Source organism: Microbacterium sp. CGR1, assembly GCF_051062835.1.
Taxonomy (GTDB): domain Bacteria; phylum Actinomycetota; class Actinomycetes; order Actinomycetales; family Microbacteriaceae; genus Microbacterium.
On record NZ_JAOTPG010000001.1, the window covers coordinates 2,764,649 to 2,786,352 of the forward strand.

Here is a 21,704-nt window from a genome sequence, read left to right on the forward strand (position 1 = left end):
GAAGGACGGAACCCTTGATGATCACCAGTGTGAAGAGCGGAAGCAAGTTCGAGACCCTCGCGAGCTACTCGCGGGCCGTCGCGATCGGCGACTGGATCTTCGTCTCGAACACCGCCGGCATCGACTACGAGACGAGGACCCTGCCGGACACGGCTGCAGAGCAGCTGCGTCTCGCGATCGGCACCGTCGCGCGGGCGCTCGCCGCCGTTGATTCGTCGCTCTCCGATGTCGTCCGGATCCAGGTCTTCGTTCCCGATGCGTCCGATCAGGACGAGGCGATCGAGGTGCTCGGCGAAGTGTTCCGCGGCATCGACCCGGCGCTCACCATGACGCGCAGCCCGCTCGCGGGCGAGTACAAGGCCGAGATCGAGGTGACGGCGCACCGCGGGGCGGGGGCGGCGCGGCGTACGCAGATCGATCTCTGAGCACTCGGCGACTCGGGGTGCGAGGTCGCGGATGCGGTCAGGGCTGACAGATCAGCGGACCTCGCCCGCGTCGGACAGGCGTCGCGAGAGGGCGGTCGCGGCGTCGCGCAGCTCGGACGGTCCGACGACGTGGAACGGGGCGTCGAAGCGCGCGATCGAGGCGAGGATGCCGGTCCACGACCAGGATCCGACCCTGACGCGGCACGAGTTCTCGTCGATCGGCTCGACGCTGCCGTCGCGTCCGATCCAGTGCGCGACCTCGCGGGCGGGCACCTCGAGCACGAGTTCGCCGATGCAGGGCCAGCGGTCGCCGGCATCCGACCCCTTCGCCCGCGCCGCGAGGTAGGTCTGCGCGTCGGCGGCGGGCAACTCGCGCGGCGTGAAGGCGGGGCCGGTCGGGATGCGCGGGGTCATCCGATCGAGGCGGAAGGTGCGCCAGTCGTCGGCCTCGCGATCCCATGCGAGCAGGTACCAGCGTCCTTCGCGGGCGACGACGGCGTGCGGCTCGGTGCGCCGGGCCGGGCGGTCGTGGTCGCCGTAGTCGAAGCGCAGCACGTGCCGGTCGCGCACCGCGGCGCTGACGGCCTCGAGCACCGCGGGATCGACCCGGGTCTCGTTCTCGACGCCGGTGAAGCGGATGCCGTCGACCCGGTGGCGCAGGCGTGACGGCATCACCTGGCGCACGGTGGCGAGCGCACGAGCGGCGCCCTCGTCGATGTCGATCCCGGTGGCGGGCACGCTCTGCAAGGCGACCGCGATCGCGACGGCCTGCTCGTCGTCGAACAGAAGAGGGGGAAGCTCGGAGCCCGCGGCCAGCCGGTATCCGCCGTCCGGGCCCTTGATCGCGCTGATCCGGTACCCGAGCTCGCGCAGCCGGTCGACATCTCGGCGCACGGTTCGGGGCGTCACGTCGAGGCGGTCGGCGAGCACCTGTCCCGGCCAGTCGCGCTGCGTCTGCAGCAGCGAGAGCAGGGTGAGCATGCGCGAGGAGCTGCCGGTCATGACATTCATTCTGCGTCAGGTAGAGGACTGAAACTGTCCGCTTCTGCTGTGAATGTTGTTCATGACGGCACTCCGCCGCGCATCATTCGAGGAGACATCATGACCATCGCAACCACCACCCACCTCAACTTCCGCGGCACCGCTCGGCAGGCGCTCGAGTTCTACGGAACCGTGTTCGGCGGTGAGGTCACGCTCGCGACCTACGGCGACTTCGGGATGCCGGCCGGGGTCCCCGGCGCCGACAAGATCGTGTTCGGGCAGGTCGAGAACGCCGAGGGCTTCCGGCTGATGGCATACGACATCCCCGGTGCGGATGACTCTGACGCGACCGCGGGCACCACCGCGCGGGAGAACGGGATGACGATCACCGACCGCTCCTTCTTCCAGTCGCTGCGCGCCGACTCGCTCGACGAGCTCACCGGATACTGGGACGCTCTCGCAGACGGCGCCTCGATCGTCGAGCCGCTCGCCGCGTCGGCGTGGTCGCCCGGGTTCGGGATGCTCACCGACCGCTTCGGCGTGACCTGGGTGCTCGACGTGCGGGCCGCCTACGCGGGCTGATCCGGTTGGCGGTCACGATTCAGCAGCGATGAAGGGGATCGGCGCGAACCGCGGGTTCGAGCACGATCCAACACGACCCTGCTGAATCGTGACGCGCGACCCGGGTCAGTTCTTGCCGGAGTTGCCGTTCGACTTGTCGGCCTTGTCGGCCTTGTCGGCCTTGTCGGCCTTGTCGGCCTTGTCGGCCTTGTCGGCCTTGTCGGCCTTGTCGGCCTTGTCGCCCTTGCCGGAGTTTCCGGAGTTACCGCTGTTGCCCGGGGTCGCCGTATCGGTGACCGCATCGACGGTCGTGTCGGCCGGTGCGGTGTCGGCGGGAACGGACGCCGTGCGGACGACGGCGCCCGACGCGGTGCGACCGATGTCTGTCGCCGGTGTCGTGAATGCGGCGAGTCCGACCACGAGCGCTCCGGTCGCAGCCAAACCGGCGGCTCCGGCGATCACGCGGTTGCGCGCGCGGTTGCGGGAGCCTGTGCTCGGTCGCGCGCCGGCGACGTCGGCTGCCGGGAGCACAGCCGTCGCATCGGTGGATGCCGAGCTCGCGCCGGTGAATGCCGGGTTCGCGGGGATGGATGCCTGGTTCGCCGGTCTCGACGGAGTCGCAGCTGCGATTGTCGCTGCCGCAGCATCCGACTCCGGCATCGCGGCCGTCGCCTCTTCTGCAGGTGGACTTCCGGCGCCGGCGACGATGGCGGCAGCCGCGGCAGCGACGGCCACTCCGTCGCTGTTCGCGGCGTACCCGCGCAGCAGGCTGCGGGCGGCTCGGGCCACCTCGGTCGCGGTCGGGCGCTCTTCGGGCTCGAGCCGCGTCACGCGGGTCAGCAGGTCGCGCCACTCCGTCGGCACGGTCTCAGAGATCCTCGGCGGCTCCGCGAGGCGTGCGATCGCGGCGGCGCGGCCCGATGCGAGCGACGGATACCCGGGCTCATCGGTGAGGGCCTCCAGCAGCACGAGGCCGAGTGCGAAGATGTCGACCGGAAAACCGGGGTCGAGATCGCGCAGCTGCTCGGGCGCCATGTAAGTGAGTGTGCCGAGCACGATTCCCGGTGTCGTCAGCCTCGTGTCCTCGATCGAGCAGGCGATGCCGAAGTCGGCGAGCTTCGCGGCCACCGGGCGGCCGGCGCGCCCGCGTGCGAGGAGCACGTTCGACGGTTTGATGTCGCGGTGCACGATCCCGGCGCCGTGCACGGCGGTCAGACCTTCGGCGAGGTCGCGGGCGATGCGGGCCACGTCGCGGGGAGGGAGAGGACCGGCTGCCATGCGCTCGGCCAGGGTCGGCCCGTCGACGAACTCCATCACCAGGTACTGCGGCCGACCGGGCACGAGCTGAGCGTCGTGCAACGTCACCAGCGATGGGTGGCTCAGCGACGCCAGCAGCGCCTTCTCGGTGTGTGCGCGCTCGATCGACGCCACGGGGCCTTCACCCTCGTGGATCATCTTGATCGCGACGGTGCGTCCGAGATGGGAATCCTCGGCGCGGTAGACGGTCGCCATGCCGCCCTTGCCGACGCGGTCGTGCAGTACATATCGTCCATCGAGCAGTGCCGCCGTCGGCGACATCACTTCCAGCGCCATGGCTCGCTCCTCGGGTGCATCCGGGTCATGCATCACACGACCGTATCGCTGTTCGCCGGCGGGATCATCGGGGTTGACGCGAGAGCGAAACGGTGGATGCGGAGCGGGCGAAAGCTGTCAAGGGGCTCTTTCGTGGGGGACGCAGCGGATATGAATGAGGGAGATCGAAAGGATTTCAGGCATGGCCGCAGGCGACATCGAGACGTTCCAACGTGACGGGATCTGGTTCAACCGCATCGAGGGCGAATCCCGCACATTGGGGTCGAGCTTCGAGACGGAAGACGAAGCGGTCCGGGCCGGACGCGGAGCGGCCGCGGCACGTCAGGTCGAGCACGCCGTGCGCACCGAAGAGGGCCCGTCCGACAGGGGCAACCTCTACGACTGGCATCCCCGCGACCTCATGAACTGATGGGCGCGGTGCCCGAAGAAACAGAACGACGGATGCTGGTGCAGGTGTGCCTCAACGGTGCGCGCGATGTGACCGAGCATCCGGGGTTGAGCGCAGACGCGACGCTCGCCGCCGCGGATGCGGCGAGAGCGGTCGCGGCCGGAGCGCAGGAGATCCACGTGCACCCGAAGGATGCCGAGGGCCGCGACACCCTGGATGCCGATGATGTCGCACGCTGGTTGCGCGCGCTGCGATCGTCGTGCCCGGGTGTGCCGGTCGGCGTCACCACCGGAGCGTGGACCGAGCCCGACGTCGAGAAGCGGGTGGCCGCCATCGCCGCGTGGACCGAGCTCCCCGACTACGCATCCGTGAACTGGCACGAGACGGGCGCCGATCGTGTGGCCGCATCGCTGCTGAGCCGAGGCGTCGGCGTCGAGGCGGGCATCTGGGACGCGACCGGTCTCGAGGCGTGGAGCACATCGCCGTCACGCGCGGAGTGCACGCGGGTGCTGATCGAGCTGCCCGACGAGGCCGCCGAGGTGGTGCGGCGTCATGCCGAGGGGCTGATCGCGCATGTCCGTCTCGACGAGCCGAGCATGCCGATCCTTCTTCATGGCGAGGAGCGTTCGGCCTGGCCTGCCCTCACTCTGGCAGCCGAGCTGCGGCTCGACTCCCGCATCGGGCTCGAAGACACGCTCACACTGCCCGACGGGCGGAGCGCGCCGGACAACGCGGCGCTGATGCGCACGGCATCCGCGTTCACTTCCGCCTCCTGACAGCCACCGCTCCCGGGTGCGGTGCGACCCCGCTTCCGACGTCACTCACTGAAACGCGAATCGCGAGACTGCAGCAGGCGTCTTTAGGCTGGAGCCTCCAGCCGTGAATGCCGCGGTGAGTCGCCGCGAAGGAGTTGCCGTGTCCGAGATCCAGACCACCACCCCGTGGGCGCCGTTCGCGTCCCGAGGCGCGGGTGCTCGCCGCGCGGCCCCTGTGGATGCCGCCGTTCGATGTCGGATTGCCGGCTGAGAGCCGCACGCCATGACTGACGACCGCGCGCACACCGACCCGCACACCTTCGACTCCCGCACGAGGTTCGACCTCGATCGGCCGGAGAGCCGCAAGTGGAGCCTGCACCCCGGGCACATCGGAGCCTGGGTCGCGGAGATGGATTTCGGCGTCGCGCCGGTGATCGCCGAGGCCATGCACCGCGCGATCGACGAGGAGAACCTCGGATATCTGTCGCCGCCGCTGGCCGCTCGGTTGGGCGAGGCGACGGCCGAGTGGATGCGTGGCGAGTACGGGTGGGATGTCGACCCCGAGCGCGTGCATCCGGTGTCGGACGTCATGGCCGCTCTGCGCGTCGCGGTCGAAGAGTACGCGCCTGCCGGGTCGCCTGTGATCGTGCCGACTCCGGCATATATGCCGTTCCTGACATATCTTCCCGCGATCGGGCATCCGGTGATCGAGGTCCCCGGCGTCGAAGTCGACGGCCGCTGGCACCACGACCTGCAGCGCATCGACGAGGCGTTCGCCGCGGGTGCCCGCACCCTCGTGCTCTGCAACCCGCACAACCCGACCGGAACCGTGGTCGAGCGCTCCGAGCTCGAGGCGCTCGCTGAGATCGTCGAGCGGCACGGGGGGCGGGTGTTCGCGGACGAGATCCACGCGCCGCTGCGCTTCGATGGCCGCCCCTTCATCCCCTACGCGTCTCTGTCAGAAGCCGCCGCCGCGCACACCGTCACCGGCACGAGCGCGTCGAAGGCGTGGAACATCCCCGGGCTCAAGACAGCGCAGCTGATCACGTCGAACGATGCCGACCAGGAGCTCTATCGCCGCTTCGGGTTCTCGGTGCAGCACGGCGCCGCGACGCTCGGAGTGGTGGCCTCGACAGCGGCGTATCGCGAGGGCAAGCCGTGGCTCGACGGGGTGCTCTCCTACCTCTCCGACTCGCGTGCGCTCATCGGTTCGCTCGTCGCTCAACACCTGCCCGGTGCGGTGTATCGCGCACCGGAGGCGACGTACATCGGCTGGATCGACACGACAGCCCTCGAGATCGAAGGGCCGCCCGCCGCGTTCTTCCGCGAGCACGCGGGCGTCGTGCTCACTGAGGGCGCGCTGCTCGGGCACGGATACGAGAACTTCGTGCGGGTAGTGTTCGCGACTCCGCGGCCGATCCTGCGCGAGGCGTTCGCCGCGATGGGGGATGCCGTTCGCCGTCGCTGATCCACCTCCCCGGGGTCGGGCTCAGACCCGAGAAGATGCCGGGATGCCGAGTCGAGTCGCCGCCGCGGCGAACTCGACATCGAAGGTGAGGATGCTGGTGAGCGCGTCCCCGATCTCGACCGCCGTCGCGAGGTGCAGTGCGTCGAGTGTGCGCAGCCCGCTGTGCAGGTCGACGGCTCGCGTGAGGGTGTCGTCGGCGAGCGACACCAGTGCGACGCGGTCGAGGAGCTCCTGCGCGGCTTCGGAACTGACCGAGCGGCGGTCGGCCACGGCGTGCAGTTCCACCGCCAGCAGGCGCGATGAGACGAACGGCACGCCGTCGGTGAAAGCCTGACGCACCGCATCGCTCCCGTCCTCCTCGATGAGTGCTTTGGCGGCTGCCGAGGTGTCGAGGTAGATCACAGGCGATCGCTCCGGAGGTCGTCGAGGATCTCGCGGGTCGTGCGGTCGCTGGTCGTCGCGGGGGTGTTGAGCGCGCCGGTCTTCGTCGGCAGAGAGACGCGACCTGACGACACCAGCCTCTCCCAGGGGTTCTGCGTCGGGGGCGTCAGCTCGGCGATCGGGCGGCCTCGATCAGTGATGGTGAGGCGCTCACCCGCGGCGACACGAGCCAGGACTTTCGCAGTCTGCTGGTTCAGTTCGGTCTTCGTCACCGTGGCCATCCCCCGATTCTACGCTCGAACTAGTAGAAGTAGTAGAAGTTTGGCTGTCGAACGTGCTGCCATCATGCGCGCAGCCTCCGACATTCGTCCTCGTGTTCGGGACCGCTCGCGTGCGTGGTCGATTTCGCACCCGAAACAGCCGTTTCGGGTGCGCAACTGCCCCCGCACGAAGCCGCGCGTAGGCGCCGACCGGCAAGCAAGGTGCCGAGCGGCGGCTAACTCGAGACCGAGACCCGCTCGGTGAGCGCCGCGGCGATCCGCTCGACCGCCTCGACCATCACCGGTCGCGGCAGCGCGAACACGAAGCGCGTGTACCCGATGGCGGCCTCACCACACGCGGCGCCGTCGGTCATCGCGACTCCCGCGTTCTCACGGAACCATTCGCCGAGGTCCCCCGTCAGCCCGGTCTCGCGGAAGTCGAGCAGCGCGATGTAGCTGCCCTCGGGCACGATCATCCGCACGCCGGGGAGCTTCTCGTCGACGAGCTGCGCCAGCATCCGCCGGTTGCCGTCGAGGTACTCGACCACCTCGTCGAGCCACTCGCCGCCAGCCGTGTAGGCCGCGGTGTTCGCGATGACGCCGAGGGTCGAGGTGCCGTGGCCGGGCCAGAATCCCAGGCGCTCCCAGAGCTCGGCATCCGCGTCGTTCGAGAGGATCACCTGCGCGCACTTCAGTCCCGCGAGGTTCCAGGCCTTCGAGGCGGAGGTCGCGGTGAACGTGTGGGCTGCGGCCGCATCCGACACCGACGCGTAGGGGATGTGCCGGGCCGGGGCGTAGATGATCGGCGCGTGGATCTCATCGGCGAACACGCGCCCGCCCGCATCCGTCACGACCGACTCGATGGCGAGCAGCTCATCCCGAGTCGCGACCGTGCCGAGGGGGTTGTGCGGGTTGCAGAGCACCAGCATCTCGCCGCCGTCGCGGAACGCCTGCGCGACGGCATCCAGGTCCATGACCCAGCGCCCGTCGACCTCGATGCTCGGCACCTCGATGACCCGGCGGCCTCGCATCGGCGGCACCAGGAGGAACGGCATGTACGCGGGCGTCGGCACGATGATGGCCGAGCCGGGAGTGGTGAAGTGGTCGATCGCCAGCTCGAACGCGGCGATCACATCGGGCACGTGGTGAACCCGCTCGGGGGCGATCTCCCATCCGTACGAGTCCGAGTACCAGCGGGCCGTCGCCGCCGAGAGGTCCTTCGCGAGCTTCTCGGGCAGGTAGCCGGTGACGCCCAGGTCGAGGGCATCCTTCACGGCGGTGGTGACGGCCGGGGCGAGTCCGAAGTCCATCTCGGCGACGAAAGCGCCGATCATGTCGGGGAACGTCGTCCATTTCAGGCTGCCCGCGTGCCGCAGGTCGTCTTGAGTGATTTGGTCGAACGGGCCGGATGTCATAGGGAAAGTCTTTCATCCGGTGGCGGCACCGGGCCCGTCGCGCCGTCGCCCCGTCTCACTTCCGGGTGAAGGTCACCACACCGGCGGCATCCCGGGTCACGGTGCCCTCGTACACGGCGGGAGTCGGGTACGAGTCGCCGTCGGCGCGGAGAGTGAATCCCTTCGAGTACTCCACCACCCCATCGGTGCCGCTGACGCCGTAGCCGGGTTCGCGTAGCCACTCCACGGTCGACGGATCGACCAGCGGTCTGTCGTACTCCACCACCGAGGCGGGGCACGACGGGCCGGCGAGACGTTCGGCGACGCAGGCGGCCATGAGCTCGTCGATCTGCGCGTCGACGGCATCGGTCACGTCTGCTTCGACGTAGGCGACCACAGACACGTTCGCGGTGCTCACGTTCACGCGGTCGGGAAGGTCGGCGTCGGAGGGCTGATCGTCCATCGGCCACGCGACGGTGAACTCGTTCGTGCCGTCGGGGTCGAGCTGGGTGATGCCGGTGGGGTCGTCATAGGTGAACTCGTAGAGCGCGGGCAGCAGGAACGCCAGCTCCGCATCGGCGCTCATGGGGTACTCCATCTCGCCGTTGAGCACGAGTCGCCCCGGGGAGCCGACGTTGATCACGGCGAGCCGTTCGTCGCTCCAGGAGATCAGGCGCTCGCCATCGGTGTTCTTGACCTTGAAGGTCGCCGTCATCGGCTGATCGGGATCATCGAGCACGTACTCGACGATCGCCGTGACGGTGTGCTCGTCGCTGCCCTTGACATCGACGACTTTCGCGTCAGACGGCAGGGCAGCGGATGCCGCGTAGAAGTCCTCGTCGATGAACTCGGCGGGGAAGTCGATGCTCGTCATCGCCGCAGCATCGGTGGACTCGCCGTTCTCGAGGTGGGCGAAGAACTCGTCGAGCACGGCGACACTCGCCTCGGTCGGCCCGTTCCCGCTGGTGTCGGCGGACGCGGTGCAACTCGCGAGCGCTGCGGCGCCGAGGGCTGCGAGGGCGAATGCGGCGAAGGCGCGAAAGCGCGGTGAGGGCATCAGGTCTCCGGTCGTCAGGTCGCGCAGCTCCCCCGCGCGATCAACGGTCCCAGGGTATCGGGATGCCGGCGTATGCCGTCAGGTCGGTCGCGGGGTGCGTGCGCAGCGCACCGCGATGCGTGCGGGGCGACTTCGGCATCCGAAACCGACGTCGCGCATGCACGACCGACCCCGCACGAGAGCACACGCCGCCGCCACACCATTGAGCACCCACCCCGACCGTGCCAGGATTGCCCCGACTCGGCTCACCGGGGGCGGGGACGAAGGGATTCTCATGCAGCTGGCGATGATCGGACTCGGCCGGATGGGTGCCAACATCGTGCGCCGCCTCATGCGGGCGGGGCACGAGTGCGTGGTCTATGACGTCAATGCGGATGCCGTGCAGGCGCTGGTCGCCGAGGGGGCCACCGGTGCCGACAGCATGGCCGACCTGGCGTCGAAGCTCGAGGCGCCGCGGGCCGTGTGGATGATGGTGCCCGCCTCCCTCACGGGCATGGTCGCCGATCAGGTCGCGGAGGTGCTCGACGAGGGCGACATCCTGATCGACGGCGGCAACTCGAACTACCGCGACGACGTGCGCCGGGCGAAGGCGTTCCGCGAGCGCGGTATCCACTACGTCGACGTCGGCACGAGCGGCGGCGTCTTCGGGCTCGACCGCGGATACTGCCTGATGGTCGGCGGACCGGATGAGGCCGTTCAGCGCATCGAGCCGGTGCTGAAGACGATCGCCCCAGGAGTTGGCGAGATCGAGCGCACGCCCGGTCGCACCGGTGAGCTCACTGCCGAGGAGCAGGGGTATCTGCACTGCGGTCCGTCGGGTGCGGGGCACTTCGTGAAGATGGTGCACAACGGCATCGAGTACGGCATCATGGCGTCGATCGCCGAGGGGCTCAATCTGCTGCACAACGCGGATGCCGGAGTGCGCGAGGCCGAGCATTCCGCCGAGATCGCTCCGCTGGAGGAGCCGGAGTTCTACCAGTTCCCCATCGACACCTCGAAGGTCGCCGAGCTGTGGCGCCGCGGGTCGGTCATCTCGTCGTGGCTGCTCGATCTGACTGCCGCAGCGCTCGCCGAGAACCCGAAGCTCGACGGTCTGGCCGGCCGGGTGTCTGACTCGGGTGAGGGCCGCTGGACGGTCAAGGCCGCTGTCGACGTCGGAGTGCCCGTGCCGGTGCTCGCGGCATCCTTGTTCGAGCGCTTCGCTTCGCGGGATGAGGACCACTTCGCGAACCAGGTGCTGTCGGCGATGCGCCTGCAGTTCGGCGGGCACCAGGAGCTGCCGGCCGGAGACGTGCTGGAGGCGGGATCGCGCAAGGCGGAGTCCGACAGTGCCTGACCCCGACCCGGGACCGGTTCGCCGAGCGCAGGTCGCGGATGCCGAGCGCATCGCCGAGCTCCTCCACGCGTTCAACACCGAGTTCGACACCGAGACGCCCGGCGTCGCGGTGCTCGCGGAACGCCTGCGCACTCTGCTCCCGGAACCCTCGACGTTCGCCGTTCTCGGCGGCTCGCCAGCGACCGGAGTTGCGTTGGTGACCCTCCGTCCGAACGTGTGGTCAGACGGCCCGGTCGCGCTGCTCGACGAGATGTACGTCGAGCCCGAGCACCGCGGCGGTGGCGTGGGCAGCGCGATCCTTCAGCGGATGGTCGAGATCTGCCGCGAGCTCGGAGTCGCAGCGATCGAGATCAACGTCGACGAGTCGGATGCCGGGGCACAGCGCTTCTACGAACGGAACGGATTCAGCGGCACCGACCCGGACTCGGGTGAGCGGGCGTTCTACTTCTATCGGGCTTTGGGAGCGGAGGAGTAGACGACCCGCATCCGCTCGCTAGTCGCAGGCGATGCCGTCCCCGTCGTTGTCGAGGTCGTAGATGTCGCTGCCGATGATCGTGACCGGGCCCTGCACATACGCGGGCCCGTTGCCGCTGCCGCCGGCACAGTCCACGTCGCTCGAAATCGGAACGCATGCGCCGGTGTAGTTCGGGTCGCATCCACCGCCACCCTGCTGCACGAGAGGAACCGGCGCCGCCACCGGAGCGGGAGCCTTGCTGCCGATCGAGGTCACCTCGTTCACCGGGGCGGTCTTGACGACCTCGCTGACGACCTCGCGAGAGACCTCGACACCGTCGACGAGTGTCACGCGGTAGGTGATCACCGTGATGCCGTTCACCCCGACCGTGGTCACTGCGCTCGAGCCCTGCAGGCTCAGCGGGTCGTCCGCCGTCGTCTGCGTGAAGGGGACGACGACCTCTTCCGACACGGTGTCGAAGGTCGTCGGGGTCGGCGTAGGAGTCGGGCTCGGCTTCGGAGTCGCTGTGGGCACGCTCGCGAACGGCTGCGGGTTGGATGCGGTCGGGGGCTCGACGCCGCCCGTGCTCGCGCTCGCGATGCCGCCGCCGGTGACGAGCAGCGCGGCCAGGCCGAGGGCCACCAGACCCGACGGCCGCGATCGAAGTCCGAGGGCGGGCAGCGGGCGTGCGAGCAGGACGATCAGTCCCACTGCGACCACGGCGGTCGCGACGAGGACGATCGCGATCGGAGACAGCCGCGCGAGCAGCCCGCCGACGACGAGCGCGCCGACGATGATTCCGGCCGTGCGCCATCCCGTGCGACGCTTCGCCGGCGCGGATGCGTCGGGTGCTGCGGGCTGCGCGAACTGCGTTGTCACGGCCGCGGCCGGTGACGGAGCCGTCGCGCCGGTCCACCGCACGCCATCCCACCAGCGCAGCTGATTCGGATTCTCAGGATCAGGATGCCAGGCGGCAGGCGGCTGAGACATGAAGAGTTCCCCTCGACTGTGAGGCGACGAATCGCCAGCGCCCCCAGAGCGCCACTGCCTGTATATCGGTACGGCGGCGCGCCCGACAACTGTCGAATCTGAAACGTGATGAACCGCTGCTAGGTTCACTTCTCGTCGCCTGATCTGACTCACCTGAAAGACTCCATGAACACTGCTGCCACCAAGACCGCCGCCTCGATCGCCCTTCTCGCCCTGCTCGGGTTCGGTACGGTGGCCTGCTCCGCCCCCGCCGAATCGGCCGATTCGAAGTCTGACAGCCAGTCGGCTGCGCCCGAAGAGGTGGAAGAGGCGCCGGAGCCCGTCGACCTCACGGGTGAGTGGAAGCAGACGAACTCGAACACTCCCGAGAGCTTCCAGAGTGCAATGATCGCAGGCGAGACCATCGAGGTCTCGTGGAACTCGACCGACACCAAGTCGCTCTACTGGGCTGGCACCGTCACCGTCCCTGAGGATGCCGCGACGTCGTTCACCTTCGACTCGGTCAACGACACATCGAAGACGGACTCGGCCATGCTCGCCTCCAGCGACCCGACCAAGACCTTCACTTATGCCGACGGCGAGCTCTCTTACGAGGTGACCGCGCTCGGCACGACCATGACAGTGCGCCTCGAGAAGCAGTAGTCGGCGCTGCAGATGCAGAGAGGGATGCCGGTCCGGCTATAGGGTCGGCATCCCTTCCGTTTCGGGAAGGCGGGCTCTGCGCTCCACCTTCACGCGCCCCGAGGCCCTTCCCACCCCACCCAATCCGGGCGATCCACGACACAGAACCTGTTGCCCTCGGGGTCTTCCATGATCACGTAGTCGGCGTCGTCCGGCAGGTTGTCCCAGTGCACCTCGCGCGCGCCGAGCTCGGCCAGACGGCGGACTTCGGCGGCCTGATCCTCGGCATAGATGTCGAGGTGGATGCGCGGCGGCAGCACCCGTTCGGAGTGATGCGCGTCGAGGGCGATGCAGGGAGCATCCGCGTCGCGCGGTTTCAGCACGACCCAGTCATCGTCCGCCGGGTCTCGCTCGATGTAGTCGAGGGCCGCCTGCCAGAACCGGGACAGCGCCGGCAGGTCGTTCACGCGGATCACGATCGACACGATCTTCAACATGCCGGTCAGCCTAGGTTGGTGCGCGACGCCCGGCCAGAGGCTGGTCAGATCACGGATGCTCGATCCGACCGAAGTCGCTCAACAGCCACTCCTCGATCGACGCGAACGGGAACTCTCGGTGCGCGTGCACGCCGGCAAGGATGCTAGTCGACTGCATCCGATCCAGCCGGAACAGCCGCCAGTCTTCGCGGTCGAGGTCGAATTCGACGACGTACCACTTCCGCTTCGGTCGTGCACGGGCCGGAGGATCTGAGCTGGTCGCAGGTAGCCGAGATCCTCACACAGGAACTCCGCCGCGACGTCGCCGTCGAGCGCATCGCAGACGACGAGATGCGACATGGACTGCTCGATGCGGGGATGCCGATGGCGATGGCGGATGCCGTGCTCGGGATGTCGACCGGGCTGCGTGACGGCTTCGTGCCCGAGCAGAAGCGGACCGTCGTGACGGCGACCCCGACCGGATTTCGGGGGTGGGTGCGGGAGGAGTTGGTGGGGTGACAGGAACGAGCTCCCGGCTAGGCCCGCCAGTACGCGGAACCGTCGGGTTCGCGGGCGAGGATGCCGTGGACGACCAGGTACCGCCGCAATGTCGGAACATCTGCGGTGTATTGCTCCAGGCGGGCGTTCATCTCGGCTTCGTGATGCGTTCATCGGTGTCGAGTGCTCGCTCGCCGATGCTCCGTAGAAGTCCGACGCGATCGTTTCGGCGCCGCGGGTATTGGCTGATCCGGCCATCCGCATCGATCCAGCGGGTCGATTGCCCGGCGACGTTGTTTTCTCGAAGCGTTGGACAGTTCGGCGAGTGCTGCCCGGACTTCCCCTGACTGGATGGCGAAGCCGTCGGCACGTTCCTCGATGAGACCGCTGTGAAGCAAAGAAGCGACAGCCTTCTGTCTTCGGGGGGAGGGAAGCTCATCCCCGGGCTGGCCATGCAGCACGATGTGCGCGAGGACCCGCGCCACCTCATCGTTGGCCAGACAAGCGAGCATCGCTCGGGCATCACTCACGGTGCCTCCTTCCGGTAGTCTGCCAAAGTAACCCACGTGTCCTCATTTGTATGCTTTTATCTACCACATGGGCGTTTTGCGACCAGTTCGTGAGTCGGTGTCGCTCCGGATTGCTGAGCGACGGAGGCGTTCGCCGCGGAGTATCCAGAACCGCTCGTAGGCGTACTCGTCATCGTCCTCGAGCCGTATTGGCGGCGCGTGAGGCTCGAGCTGTCTCGCGGGTCGGGGTGATCGGACGTACTCTGATCGTCATCAGGTGACACCCCACCGCCCGCATCGAAGGAGATCGGCGAGATGAGACCACTGCGCTACGCGATCAACGTCACGCTCGACGGTTGTGTACACCACGAGGCGGGCGTCGCTCCCGACGAGGAGCTGATGGGCTTCTGGACCGTCGAGATGCAGCGAGCGGATGCCGTGCTCTACGGCCGAACGACCTACGAGATGATGCAGGGCGCGTGGCGTCGCCCGGAGTCGGGAGTGTGGCCCGACTGGATGGATGAGTGGGAGATCCCGTTCGCCGAGGCCCTCGACGGTATGCCGAAGCACGTCGTCTCAAGGACGCTGGAGTCCGTGGACTGGAACGCCGAGCTCATCCGCGGCGATGTGGGTGAGGCGGTGACGCAGCTCAAGCAACAACCCGGTGAAGGGCTGTTCGTCGGTGGCGTGACCCTTCCGCTGGTGCTCACCGATCTGGGGCTGATCGATGAGTACACGTTCGTCGTGCATCCGATCATCGCCGGGCACGGGCCCAGGCTGCTCGACGGCCTGAGCGAGCGCCTCACGCTCGTACTCGTCGACCGCCGCGAGTTCAGGTCGGGAGCGGTCGCGAACAGCTATCGACCCGCTCGTTGAGCGAGGAGCGCAGCCCCGAGACGAAACGCGGCGACCAGTAGCCTGTTCAGGTGCCCCGTCCCCGAAGTGAAGCCGCGCGCCAGTCCGTGCTCGAGGCGATGCGCGCCGCCGTCGTGGCCGGCACCTACGAGGCAGTGACGATCGAGGGACTCGCGGAGTCTGCGGCGGTCTCGAAGCAGACGATCTACCGCTGGTGGCCGTCGAAGGCGGCGATCCTCGGCGAGGCGCTGCTCGAGGGAGAGGTGCCCCTCGCGGATGCGACCGTCACGATGAGCGACGACATCCGGGCCGACCTGCACGCCTGGTTCTCCGCGATGTCCGCCGGGATGGAGAGGCCCGAGGGCGTCGCCCTGGCCCGGGCGCTGATCGCGGTGACGGCCACCGACCACGAACTCGGTCTCGCGCTCAACGAGCGTCTCGCAGCACCGATCCGCTCGTGGGTCGCTGAACGGATCGCGCGCGGACAGTCGGCGGGAGAGATCCGCGAAGACGTGGATGCTGCCGCCATCGCCGACCAGCTCATCGCCATGGCGTCGTACGCCGCGCTCATCGGTCAGCCGTTGAGCGCCGAGCGTGTCGAGGAGACGGTGACGCGGCTGCTGCGAGGCATTGCGCGGTAGGCCCCGCCCGGCCAGGGTGGAGGGGATCGGCGGCGGATATCCGCGCGATCAACACGTGAAGCTGAGGGCTGGAGCAGAGAATGGTCATCGCTGACATCACGGTTGTGCCGGTGCCGAGGGAACGCAAGGCCGCATACCTGGACTTCTCGAAGCGGATGGCGGAGGTCTATCGCGATCACGGTGCGATCAGTGTCGTCGACTACTGGCAGTCGAGCGAGTCAGCCGACCAGGGCGACTTTCACGCAGACGGGGCATCGTACGAATCGGGCGAGCTCAAGAGCATCGCCGACCTCGCGGGCGCGAGTGCTGAGGAATCCGTCGTGGTGACGGTGACGACGTGGCCGTCGCGCGAGGCTCGCGATCGCGGAACCGCTGCCGTCACGCGCGATCCTCGCGTGCTCGAGACGCTCGACGAAGACCCCGTCTTCGACGGAGGTCGCGTGATCGGTGACAGCTTCGAGATCGCGATGAGCGTTCCCGACGACGAGTGACGGGCGCCGGTTACGGCGTGCAGTAGGCGAGCATCGCGTCGGTCGCCGTGCGCATCTCGGTCGACGCGGCATCGAGCCCCGTGACGTCTCCGGTGATGGCCTTCTCGCCCTCGGCGACGAACGCGTCGATGCTTGTCGTCCACGCGTCGCGGAGCGTGACGAACTCCTCGGGTCCGTCGACCCCGCGGATGTTCTCGGCGACCTTCTTGACCTCATCGAGCGCCGCCTGCGCGGCCTCGGGCGTCGGCGAGCTGACGCTCTCGATCACACCGGTCACCTGCACGGCTTGAGCGGCGACCTGGCCGCAGGCCGCGAGGGTCGACGCCTGCGAGCATCCAGAAAGCAAGAGGATGCCGACGGCCAGCGACGCGAGCGCGGGGAGCTTCTTCATACGGGTCAGGGTAGGCGAAGCAGATGTGAGGACTACGACGAGCCCCAGGCGGGGCCGACGGAGCTCACGGGCTTTCCGGCTGCGCGTGCATAGTCGATCTCCCGCGTCGTGGACTCACCGAAGTGCTCGCCCTGGTTCACGACGACCACTCGATCGGCGAGGTCGATCTTGCGCAGGTGCAGCACGCCGAGCGCGGCCTTCTGCTCGGTGGTGATCGGGGCGCCGACCTCGGCGGGCATGAGCACGATGACGCCAGCGAGCGTCAACTCCCTGCTCACCACACGCATCTCTTCGACGAACCGCATGGAGCCGCAGATGCAGACGATCTCGGGGCGATCAGGCACGGTGTCAGTCTCTCACTGGCGAGCCAGCGCGTTTTCTACATCTCAACTGTGAGAGACGAGGTGTTGCGGCGGGCCCGATGTCGGGTGTCGAAAGTACGATGACAGTGTGCATGTTGAGAATGAGCAGGACCCGCCCGCGTTCACCGTCGCGGAGATTTGCGCGGGAGCGGGAGGGCAGTCGCTCGGACTGCACAAGGCTGGTTTTCGACACGTCGTTGCAGTCGAGCTGGACGAGACAGCAGCCGACACACTTAGGCAGAACCTTGGTGCGCCGGTTGTTGTCGGAGATGTGGCGGACCCGAAGGTCTGGGAGCCCGCAGACTATGCCGACGTGACGTTGCTCGCTGGTGGCGTTCCATGCCCTCCGTTCTCCGCAGCCGGAAAGCAGCTCGGCACCTCAGACGAGCGAGACCTCTTCGCGTGGGCGATCGAGCAGATTCCCGTGATCCGTCCCCGGGCCGTGATGCTCGAGAACGTTCGTGGCTTGTCAGCGCCGCGATTTGCTGCGTATCGGCAGCGTGTACTCGATCGACTCGAAGACTTTGGTTTTGTCGGTGAGTGGAAGCTGCTTCACGCTGCCGACTTCGGTGTACCTCAGTTGCGCCCAAGGTTCGTCCTAATCGCCATGTCTGCGGGAGACATGAAGTACTTCCGTTGGCCAGAGCCGGATGGCCGCGCGCGAACGACGGTTGGCGACGCGCTCTTCCCGCTCATGGCCTCAGCCGGATGGCCTCACGCTGAAGAGTGGCGCGGACTTGCTGATGACATCGGCCCCACTCTCGTCGGAGGAAGTAAGAAGCATGGTGGGGCCGATCTCGGTCCGACGCGTGCGAAAGCGGGCTGGGCGAAACTCAGTGTCGATGGCCGCGGTGTTGCGGACGCTGCACCTGGCCCTGAAGCTCTGCCCCCCAGCCAGGTTATGCCGAGGCTGACGATTGAGATGGCGGCGCGCATTCAGGGCTGGCGCGAAGAAGACAACTATTCGTTCTCGGGTCGGAAGACCTCGCAGTACCGCCAGATTGGCAACGCATTCCCACCACCGGTCGCTCAAGCGATCGGTGAGAGCATCCGCGCGGCTCTGCTTCGAGAGGGCGAACCCCGCACCGACATTGCCGATCAGACGGATCTTCACGATCCCGTCTATAGGGCACTGTCTCGAAGCGAGCAGCCTCTCAGCCTCGACGAGCTCGTCGCCGCGTACAACGACGGCAGCGTGGCGGCAGTGCAGCAACGGCTTGCTGCCCTGCAGCGCGATTTCGAGCTCGTGATCGTTGAAGATCAAGGAGTGGATCGCTATCAGCTGGGCGAGTTCCGAGGGTTCACCGGACAAGCCGATCACTGGCGTCACAGCGTGGTCGCTCGGGAGCGCAACAAGATCAGCTGAACCGGCTCACTGAGCTTGGCCTTAGAAAGAACGCAACGGGGGAACATCGTGAATCAACGGGCGCTGCTATCGCAAGCCAGGGCGGACTTTCATCAGGAGCTGGTGCTCAACCGAACTCTCGTAGTCGATGAGAAGGGTGTTGCGTCCAACGCCGATTCAGGCCAGCGGTTCTCCCGCGAAGCCGCCCTAAGAATTGCGCAAAGCCTTGGCGCGGGCATGGGCGGAGTGAAGCTCGACGGCCAACGCGCAGGTAGTCAGTTCGAAACGGCCGTCCGCAACTTCGTGGCGCGAGCGATGCCGCATCTCGGAGGGCTCAGGCCCGGCAACTGGGCAGTTGAGAACGTCGGCGGGTCGAGGAGCGGGTATCAGCTCGCTCAGTTCGAGCCGTACCGTCACCTCGATGAACTGGCTCGTCAGATTAAGGCGAGTCCAATTCTCGCAAGCGTGCTCGGCAACTCCTACGACGTTTCCCCAGACGTGATCGTCGTTCGTCTTCCAGTACCGGACTCCGCGATCAACGCTGATCACCTAATCGTCGATGACGAGCATGGACGTTACTCGCCCATCCGCCAGGCCAACCAGAGCCATGCCATCGTCCACGCGGTGATCTCGTGCAAGTGGACTCTTCGCTCCGACCGTGCCCAGAATGCGCGAACCGAGGCACTTGGCCTCATTCGCAACAGAAAGGGCCGCGCCCCTCACATCGTTGTCGTAACGGGAGAGCCGTCCCCATCGAGGCTCGCCTCACTCGCCTTGGGGACGGGCGATCTCGATACGGTGTACCACTTCGCGTTGCCGGAGCTCGTCGAAGCCACCAAGCTAAGCGACAACGATGAAGCGCAGCAGACGCTTCAAACTCTGATCACTGGCAAGCGTCTCCGGGACATCGCGGACCTTCCCCTTGATCTGACGATCTAGCCCGTCCGGAGGTCTGGCGCTCGACGGACTTGTCGTGCCTCAAGTGAAACGCCCCTGCCGTTCGGGTCGGCAGGGGCGTGGTCATCGGGGTGCTTACTGCACCGACCAGCCGCCATCGGATGCCAGCACGGCACCGTTGATGTTCACGGCGTCGTCCGACAGCAGGAACGTGATCGACGCGGCGAGGTGCTCGGCGGTGGCAACCGTCGGGATCGCCTGCTGGAACGGGGCCAGGCGGCCGGAGCCGTACTCCGACATGTTCGGGGGCATCGGGATGCCGGTGGCGACGCCGCCCGGAGCGACCGAGTTCACGCGGATGCCCTTCGGCCCGTACATGAACGCCGCGGACTTCGTGACGCCGATGATGCCGTGCTTGCTGGCCGTGTAGGCGTTGCCCGACGAGTTGCCGCGCAGACCAGCTTCGCTGGAGACGTTGAGGATCGAGCCGCGGCCGGCCTTCTCCATGATCGGCAGCACTGCGCGCATGAGCTTGAACGGGGCGGTGAGGTTGATGGCGATGACGCGGTCCCAGACGGCGTCCGTCGTCTCGCCAGCGGGGGAGAAGTCGTCGTTGATGCCGGCGACGTTCGCGAGGGCGTCGATGCGATCTCCCGCGGCGGCGATGACGGCGTCGATCGCGTCCTGCTTGGTGAGGTCGCCGGCGACGGTGGTGATGTCGGCATCCGGCAGTTCGGCCTTCAGGGCGTCGAGCTTGTCGGCGGCGATGTCGGAGGCGATGACGCGTCCGCCTTCGCGGGCGATGCGGGATGCGGTGGCTTTGCCGATGCCGGATGCTGCGCCCGTGACGATCACGGTCTTGCCCGCGAAGCGCCCGGTGGTGGGCTTCTCGGTCCAGCCCTCAGACTCGTCGGCCACGGGGATCTCGCCGCCGTTGGCTGCGCGCACCAAGTCGTCGACGACCGACTGCGGCAGTGCGCCCTGGCTCATCGCGACGAGCTGCTGCAGCGGCAGTCCGAGCACGGGGGTGAGGAGCTCGGGGTCGGCGCCCGTCTGCTCGAAGAGCGCGCGGATGAGTGGCCCGCCGGTCGGGTCGTTCAGCCAGTCGCCGATGGTGGAGTGTGCGGTGAGGGCCATGGTCGAGCTCCTTGAGGCTTGAATTTCGCAACGGTGCGTCTACTTATGGGACAGTGTAGAGCCCACACCCAAGCGATTCAAGATTTAAGGGCTTCCTGCAGACGCCTACCGAGCGGCGCAGGCGGGCGGATACACGGGAGCGCGAGTGATCCTGATTGCCAAGGTGTCGATCGGACGCTAAAGACTATCTCCCCAAACGAGTCAACGTCGGAGAGACCAAGCCGAATGGCTATATGCTTCTGGCGTCGATTTTTCAACACTAGTCTCGAGTCGAGCCTTCGCGGACTCAATGCGCTCTGTCTGGGGCAAGGTAGACGAGAGGCCGAATGAACCGGCTATGTTGCCGGGGCTATGTACGTGCGAGCGGCGCTAGGCGAGCTGACGAAGCGCCTTATATTCCGTCCAGATTTGATCAACACCCTTAAGTTCGACAAGCCGCTGGACGCACTCGATCGCCTTTTGTGAGTATCGCTGGTAGCGCACTTTGCCGACCGCAACTTCTTTGTAGCAGTCAGGATCGGTCTTTAGGCCGCCCACGGCAATTGCTGCAGTTGTCTTGGAGCGATTTAGGCCAACCTTCTTCGCGAGGTCTGCATGTCCCAGATTGTAAAAGCCAAGGAGATCGACCTTGTGCACGGCGACTACCGAGGATCCTGCTGTCCCCTCAGGCACGAGCGTTACTGGAACTCCTTCTTTCTTGGTGATCCGCAGGCCCATCTGCGGCCCGCTACCATCCGTGCTGAAGTTGATAGAACCGATGCCAGGAAAGACGTCCGAGAAGCTCTCACCTGAGACGAGGCGGCTCCCGAGCCGCTGGAGCTCCCCATCCCCGGGCTGCGCCGGGTCTCCACGCAATGCGCTATCAACTATCGCGATACCCCGCAGTTTTGCAACTGCCTCAGCACGCTTACGACGTCCCGGTGCCAATAGTTCGCGAACGACCTCGACCTCCGTGGAAAACATGTGAAGGGGATCGGACAGAACGACCGTCGAAACCGGGAGAACACGCTCCGGAAGCACCGCGCCAAGTTCCTCGGAGAAGACATCTCGCAGAAGATCGCGGAACAGGGTGACTCCCGACTGGGCGTGGAAGTAGAGCTGGCTTTCGGATAGCTCAACAAGGTGATGCTGTGCGGCATCCCTGAGCCCATTGATCGTCTGAAGAACGAGCGCCTGCTCATCGGTGATAAAACTGAGCTCCGAAAGCGCTTTGCGGACGCATCGGTCGAACCCAATGGTGTTCTTCTCTCTAGACTCCCGAATCTTGCCGCCCTTCGCGAGGATCGCCGCTTTCAGTAGCATCTCGAACGAATGATCGGCGAAGATGAGGACCGCCTCGGGGCGTCCAACATCAGTCACCCGATTGAAATGGTCGATCGACAGCAGCAGCGAGTTAACCGCCTTCTCCTTCAGGAGACGCGCTTCCTTAATCATCGGC

Annotated in this window: 27 protein-coding genes and 1 pseudogene; 14 read left to right on the forward strand and 14 right to left on the reverse strand. The window is 67.0% G+C overall.

Annotated elements, in window-relative coordinates:
• Positions 1–17 precede the first annotated feature (17 nt).
• Positions 18–425, forward strand: coding sequence for a RidA family protein (locus tag OD997_RS13700; RefSeq protein WP_434332062.1), 408 nt, complete (start codon positions 18–20; stop codon positions 423–425).
• Positions 426–476: 51 nt separating this feature from the next.
• On the opposite strand, the gene OD997_RS13705 is transcribed toward OD997_RS13700, so the two are convergent.
• Positions 477–1,427, reverse strand: coding sequence for a helix-turn-helix transcriptional regulator (locus OD997_RS13705; protein ID WP_434332063.1), 951 nt, complete (start codon positions 1,425–1,427; stop codon positions 477–479).
• 99 nt (positions 1,428–1,526) lie between these two features.
• Between OD997_RS13705 and OD997_RS13710 the strand changes: the two genes are divergently transcribed.
• Positions 1,527–1,988: a VOC family protein gene (locus tag OD997_RS13710; protein ID WP_056510976.1), complete on the forward strand. Its 462-nt coding sequence runs from the start codon at positions 1,527–1,529 to the stop codon at positions 1,986–1,988.
• A gap of 105 nt (positions 1,989–2,093) precedes the next feature.
• Here OD997_RS13710 and OD997_RS13715 read toward each other — a convergent pair whose 3' ends face one another.
• Positions 2,094–3,560, reverse strand: a complete 1,467-nt coding sequence (locus tag OD997_RS13715) for a serine/threonine-protein kinase (RefSeq protein ID WP_434332064.1) — start codon at positions 3,558–3,560, stop codon at positions 2,094–2,096.
• A 181-nt stretch (positions 3,561–3,741) separates the two neighbouring features.
• Between OD997_RS13715 and OD997_RS13720 the strand changes: the two genes are divergently transcribed.
• The 3 genes from OD997_RS13720 to OD997_RS13730 all read left to right on the forward strand — a co-directional run bounded on the left by OD997_RS13720 (position 3,742) and on the right by OD997_RS13730 (position 6,171).
• A complete protein-coding gene (locus tag OD997_RS13720) occupies positions 3,742–3,969 on the forward strand; it encodes a DUF2188 domain-containing protein (RefSeq protein WP_434332065.1) in 228 nt (75 codons plus the stop codon).
• Positions 3,970–3,977: 8 nt separating this feature from the next.
• Positions 3,978–4,724, forward strand: a complete 747-nt coding sequence (locus tag OD997_RS13725; RefSeq protein WP_434332066.1) for a 3-keto-5-aminohexanoate cleavage protein — start codon at positions 3,978–3,980, stop codon at positions 4,722–4,724.
• 262 nt (positions 4,725–4,986) lie between these two features.
• Positions 4,987–6,171, forward strand: coding sequence for a MalY/PatB family protein (locus tag OD997_RS13730; RefSeq protein WP_434332067.1), 1,185 nt, complete (start codon positions 4,987–4,989; stop codon positions 6,169–6,171).
• A gap of 21 nt (positions 6,172–6,192) precedes the next feature.
• On the opposite strand, the gene OD997_RS13735 is transcribed toward OD997_RS13730, so the two are convergent.
• The 4 genes from OD997_RS13735 to OD997_RS13750 all read right to left on the reverse strand — a co-directional run bounded on the left by OD997_RS13735 (position 6,193) and on the right by OD997_RS13750 (position 9,263).
• Entirely contained in the window at positions 6,193–6,573 is a 381-nt protein-coding gene (locus OD997_RS13735; RefSeq protein WP_434332068.1) for a type II toxin-antitoxin system VapC family toxin, read from the reverse strand.
• Positions 6,570–6,833: a type II toxin-antitoxin system Phd/YefM family antitoxin gene (locus OD997_RS13740; protein ID WP_434332069.1), complete on the reverse strand. Its 264-nt coding sequence runs from the start codon at positions 6,831–6,833 to the stop codon at positions 6,570–6,572. Before OD997_RS13740 ends, OD997_RS13735 begins: the two co-directional genes overlap by 4 nt.
• A 215-nt stretch (positions 6,834–7,048) precedes the next feature.
• Positions 7,049–8,227: a MalY/PatB family protein gene (locus tag OD997_RS13745; protein WP_434332070.1), complete on the reverse strand. Its 1,179-nt coding sequence runs from the start codon at positions 8,225–8,227 to the stop codon at positions 7,049–7,051.
• Positions 8,228–8,282: 55 nt separating this feature from the next.
• Positions 8,283–9,263, reverse strand: a complete 981-nt coding sequence (locus OD997_RS13750; protein WP_056510954.1) for a hypothetical protein — start codon at positions 9,261–9,263, stop codon at positions 8,283–8,285.
• A gap of 274 nt (positions 9,264–9,537) precedes the next feature.
• Here OD997_RS13750 and gnd point away from each other — a divergent pair, with 274 nt between their 5' ends.
• Both gnd and OD997_RS13760 read left to right on the forward strand, forming a co-directional pair.
• Positions 9,538–10,599, forward strand: coding sequence for a phosphogluconate dehydrogenase (NAD(+)-dependent, decarboxylating) (gnd, locus tag OD997_RS13755; RefSeq protein WP_434332071.1), 1,062 nt, complete (start codon positions 9,538–9,540; stop codon positions 10,597–10,599).
• Entirely contained in the window at positions 10,592–11,074 is a 483-nt protein-coding gene (locus OD997_RS13760) for a GNAT family N-acetyltransferase (RefSeq protein WP_434332072.1), read from the forward strand. The genes gnd and OD997_RS13760 overlap by 8 nt, the downstream gene beginning before the upstream one ends.
• Positions 11,075–11,092: 18 nt before the next feature.
• On the opposite strand, the gene OD997_RS13765 is transcribed toward OD997_RS13760, so the two are convergent.
• A complete protein-coding gene (locus OD997_RS13765; protein ID WP_434332073.1) occupies positions 11,093–12,043 on the reverse strand; it encodes a G5 domain-containing protein in 951 nt (316 codons plus the stop codon).
• Between the two features lie 165 nt (positions 12,044–12,208).
• On the opposite strand from OD997_RS13765, the gene OD997_RS13770 reads away from it, so the two are divergent.
• Positions 12,209–12,685, forward strand: a complete 477-nt coding sequence (locus OD997_RS13770) for a hypothetical protein (protein ID WP_434332074.1) — start codon at positions 12,209–12,211, stop codon at positions 12,683–12,685.
• An 89-nt stretch (positions 12,686–12,774) separates the two neighbouring features.
• Here OD997_RS13770 and OD997_RS13775 read toward each other — a convergent pair whose 3' ends face one another.
• Both OD997_RS13775 and OD997_RS13780 read right to left on the reverse strand, forming a co-directional pair.
• Positions 12,775–13,161, reverse strand: coding sequence for a VOC family protein (locus tag OD997_RS13775; RefSeq protein WP_434332075.1), 387 nt, complete (start codon positions 13,159–13,161; stop codon positions 12,775–12,777).
• 49 nt (positions 13,162–13,210) lie between these two features.
• A pseudogene (locus tag OD997_RS13780) lies at positions 13,211–13,375 on the reverse strand (WYL domain-containing protein); the annotation flags it as partial.
• Between the two features lie 17 nt (positions 13,376–13,392).
• Here OD997_RS13780 and OD997_RS13785 point away from each other — a divergent pair.
• On the forward strand, positions 13,393–13,659 hold the full coding sequence (locus tag OD997_RS13785; protein WP_434332076.1) for a hypothetical protein: 267 nt from the start codon (positions 13,393–13,395) through the stop codon (positions 13,657–13,659).
• A gap of 17 nt (positions 13,660–13,676) precedes the next feature.
• Here OD997_RS13785 and OD997_RS13790 read toward each other — a convergent pair whose 3' ends face one another.
• Positions 13,677–13,790: a DUF2087 domain-containing protein gene (locus tag OD997_RS13790; protein WP_434332077.1), complete on the reverse strand. Its 114-nt coding sequence runs from the start codon at positions 13,788–13,790 to the stop codon at positions 13,677–13,679.
• A 672-nt stretch (positions 13,791–14,462) separates the two neighbouring features.
• Here OD997_RS13790 and OD997_RS13795 point away from each other — a divergent pair.
• From OD997_RS13795 to OD997_RS13805, 3 genes are all read left to right on the forward strand, one after another.
• Entirely contained in the window at positions 14,463–15,023 is a 561-nt protein-coding gene (locus OD997_RS13795; protein WP_434332078.1) for a dihydrofolate reductase family protein, read from the forward strand.
• Between the two features lie 50 nt (positions 15,024–15,073).
• Positions 15,074–15,643: a TetR/AcrR family transcriptional regulator gene (locus OD997_RS13800; protein ID WP_434332079.1), complete on the forward strand. Its 570-nt coding sequence runs from the start codon at positions 15,074–15,076 to the stop codon at positions 15,641–15,643.
• A gap of 80 nt (positions 15,644–15,723) precedes the next feature.
• The gene (locus OD997_RS13805; RefSeq protein ID WP_434332080.1) at positions 15,724–16,134 is read left to right on the forward strand and encodes a DUF1428 domain-containing protein; all 411 of its coding nucleotides are present in this window, start codon (positions 15,724–15,726) and stop codon (positions 16,132–16,134) included.
• 10 nt (positions 16,135–16,144) lie between these two features.
• On the opposite strand, the gene OD997_RS13810 is transcribed toward OD997_RS13805, so the two are convergent.
• The gene (locus OD997_RS13810; RefSeq protein ID WP_434332081.1) at positions 16,145–16,525 is read right to left on the reverse strand and encodes a hypothetical protein; all 381 of its coding nucleotides are present in this window, start codon (positions 16,523–16,525) and stop codon (positions 16,145–16,147) included.
• A gap of 32 nt (positions 16,526–16,557) precedes the next feature.
• A complete protein-coding gene (locus OD997_RS13815; RefSeq protein WP_434332082.1) occupies positions 16,558–16,869 on the reverse strand; it encodes a hypothetical protein in 312 nt (103 codons plus the stop codon).
• Between the two features lie 106 nt (positions 16,870–16,975).
• Here OD997_RS13815 and OD997_RS13820 point away from each other — a divergent pair, with 106 nt between their 5' ends.
• Together OD997_RS13820 and OD997_RS13825 are read left to right on the forward strand one after the other, a co-directional pair.
• Positions 16,976–18,253, forward strand: coding sequence for a DNA cytosine methyltransferase (locus OD997_RS13820; protein WP_434332083.1), 1,278 nt, complete (start codon positions 16,976–16,978; stop codon positions 18,251–18,253).
• 48 nt (positions 18,254–18,301) lie between these two features.
• A complete protein-coding gene (locus OD997_RS13825) occupies positions 18,302–19,171 on the forward strand; it encodes an NgoMIV family type II restriction endonuclease (protein WP_434332084.1) in 870 nt (289 codons plus the stop codon).
• Positions 19,172–19,264: 93 nt separating this feature from the next.
• Here the strand turns inward: OD997_RS13825 and OD997_RS13830 are convergent, their stop codons facing one another.
• Positions 19,265–20,266, reverse strand: coding sequence for an SDR family NAD(P)-dependent oxidoreductase (locus tag OD997_RS13830; RefSeq protein ID WP_434332085.1), 1,002 nt, complete (start codon positions 20,264–20,266; stop codon positions 19,265–19,267).
• 369 nt (positions 20,267–20,635) lie between these two features.
• Positions 20,636–21,700, reverse strand: a complete 1,065-nt coding sequence (locus OD997_RS13835) for a DUF3644 domain-containing protein (RefSeq protein WP_434332086.1) — start codon at positions 21,698–21,700, stop codon at positions 20,636–20,638.
• Positions 21,701–21,704: the final 4 nt, after the last annotated feature.

Excerpts from the sequence above, each read along its gene's own strand:
- OD997_RS13700 (WP_434332062.1), top strand. The coding sequence starts at position 18 with ATGATCACCAGTGTGAAGAGCGGAAGCAAGTTCGAGACCCTCGCGAGC.
- OD997_RS13705 (WP_434332063.1), bottom strand. The coding sequence starts at position 1,427 with ATGACCGGCAGCTCCTCGCGCATGCTCACCCTGCTCTCGCTGCTGCAG.
- OD997_RS13710 (WP_056510976.1), top strand. The coding sequence starts at position 1,527 with ATGACCATCGCAACCACCACCCACCTCAACTTCCGCGGCACCGCTCGG.
- OD997_RS13715 (WP_434332064.1), bottom strand. The coding sequence starts at position 3,560 with ATGGCGCTGGAAGTGATGTCGCCGACGGCGGCACTGCTCGATGGACGA.
- OD997_RS13720 (WP_434332065.1), top strand. The coding sequence starts at position 3,742 with ATGGCCGCAGGCGACATCGAGACGTTCCAACGTGACGGGATCTGGTTC.
- OD997_RS13730 (WP_434332067.1), top strand. The coding sequence starts at position 4,987 with ATGACTGACGACCGCGCGCACACCGACCCGCACACCTTCGACTCCCGC.
- OD997_RS13740 (WP_434332069.1), bottom strand. The coding sequence starts at position 6,833 with ATGGCCACGGTGACGAAGACCGAACTGAACCAGCAGACTGCGAAAGTC.
- OD997_RS13745 (WP_434332070.1), bottom strand. The coding sequence starts at position 8,227 with ATGACATCCGGCCCGTTCGACCAAATCACTCAAGACGACCTGCGGCAC.
- OD997_RS13750 (WP_056510954.1), bottom strand. The coding sequence starts at position 9,263 with ATGCCCTCACCGCGCTTTCGCGCCTTCGCCGCATTCGCCCTCGCAGCC.
- gnd (WP_434332071.1), top strand. The coding sequence starts at position 9,538 with ATGCAGCTGGCGATGATCGGACTCGGCCGGATGGGTGCCAACATCGTG.
- OD997_RS13765 (WP_434332073.1), bottom strand. The coding sequence starts at position 12,043 with ATGTCTCAGCCGCCTGCCGCCTGGCATCCTGATCCTGAGAATCCGAAT.
- OD997_RS13770 (WP_434332074.1), top strand. The coding sequence starts at position 12,209 with ATGAACACTGCTGCCACCAAGACCGCCGCCTCGATCGCCCTTCTCGCC.
- OD997_RS13775 (WP_434332075.1), bottom strand. The coding sequence starts at position 13,161 with ATGTTGAAGATCGTGTCGATCGTGATCCGCGTGAACGACCTGCCGGCG.
- OD997_RS13790 (WP_434332077.1), bottom strand. The coding sequence starts at position 13,790 with ATGAACGCCCGCCTGGAGCAATACACCGCAGATGTTCCGACATTGCGG.
- OD997_RS13795 (WP_434332078.1), top strand. The coding sequence starts at position 14,463 with ATGAGACCACTGCGCTACGCGATCAACGTCACGCTCGACGGTTGTGTA.
- OD997_RS13805 (WP_434332080.1), top strand. The coding sequence starts at position 15,724 with ATGGTCATCGCTGACATCACGGTTGTGCCGGTGCCGAGGGAACGCAAG.
- OD997_RS13810 (WP_434332081.1), bottom strand. The coding sequence starts at position 16,525 with ATGAAGAAGCTCCCCGCGCTCGCGTCGCTGGCCGTCGGCATCCTCTTG.
- OD997_RS13830 (WP_434332085.1), bottom strand. The coding sequence starts at position 20,266 with ATGGCCCTCACCGCACACTCCACCATCGGCGACTGGCTGAACGACCCG.
- OD997_RS13835 (WP_434332086.1), bottom strand. The coding sequence starts at position 21,700 with ATGATTAAGGAAGCGCGTCTCCTGAAGGAGAAGGCGGTTAACTCGCTG.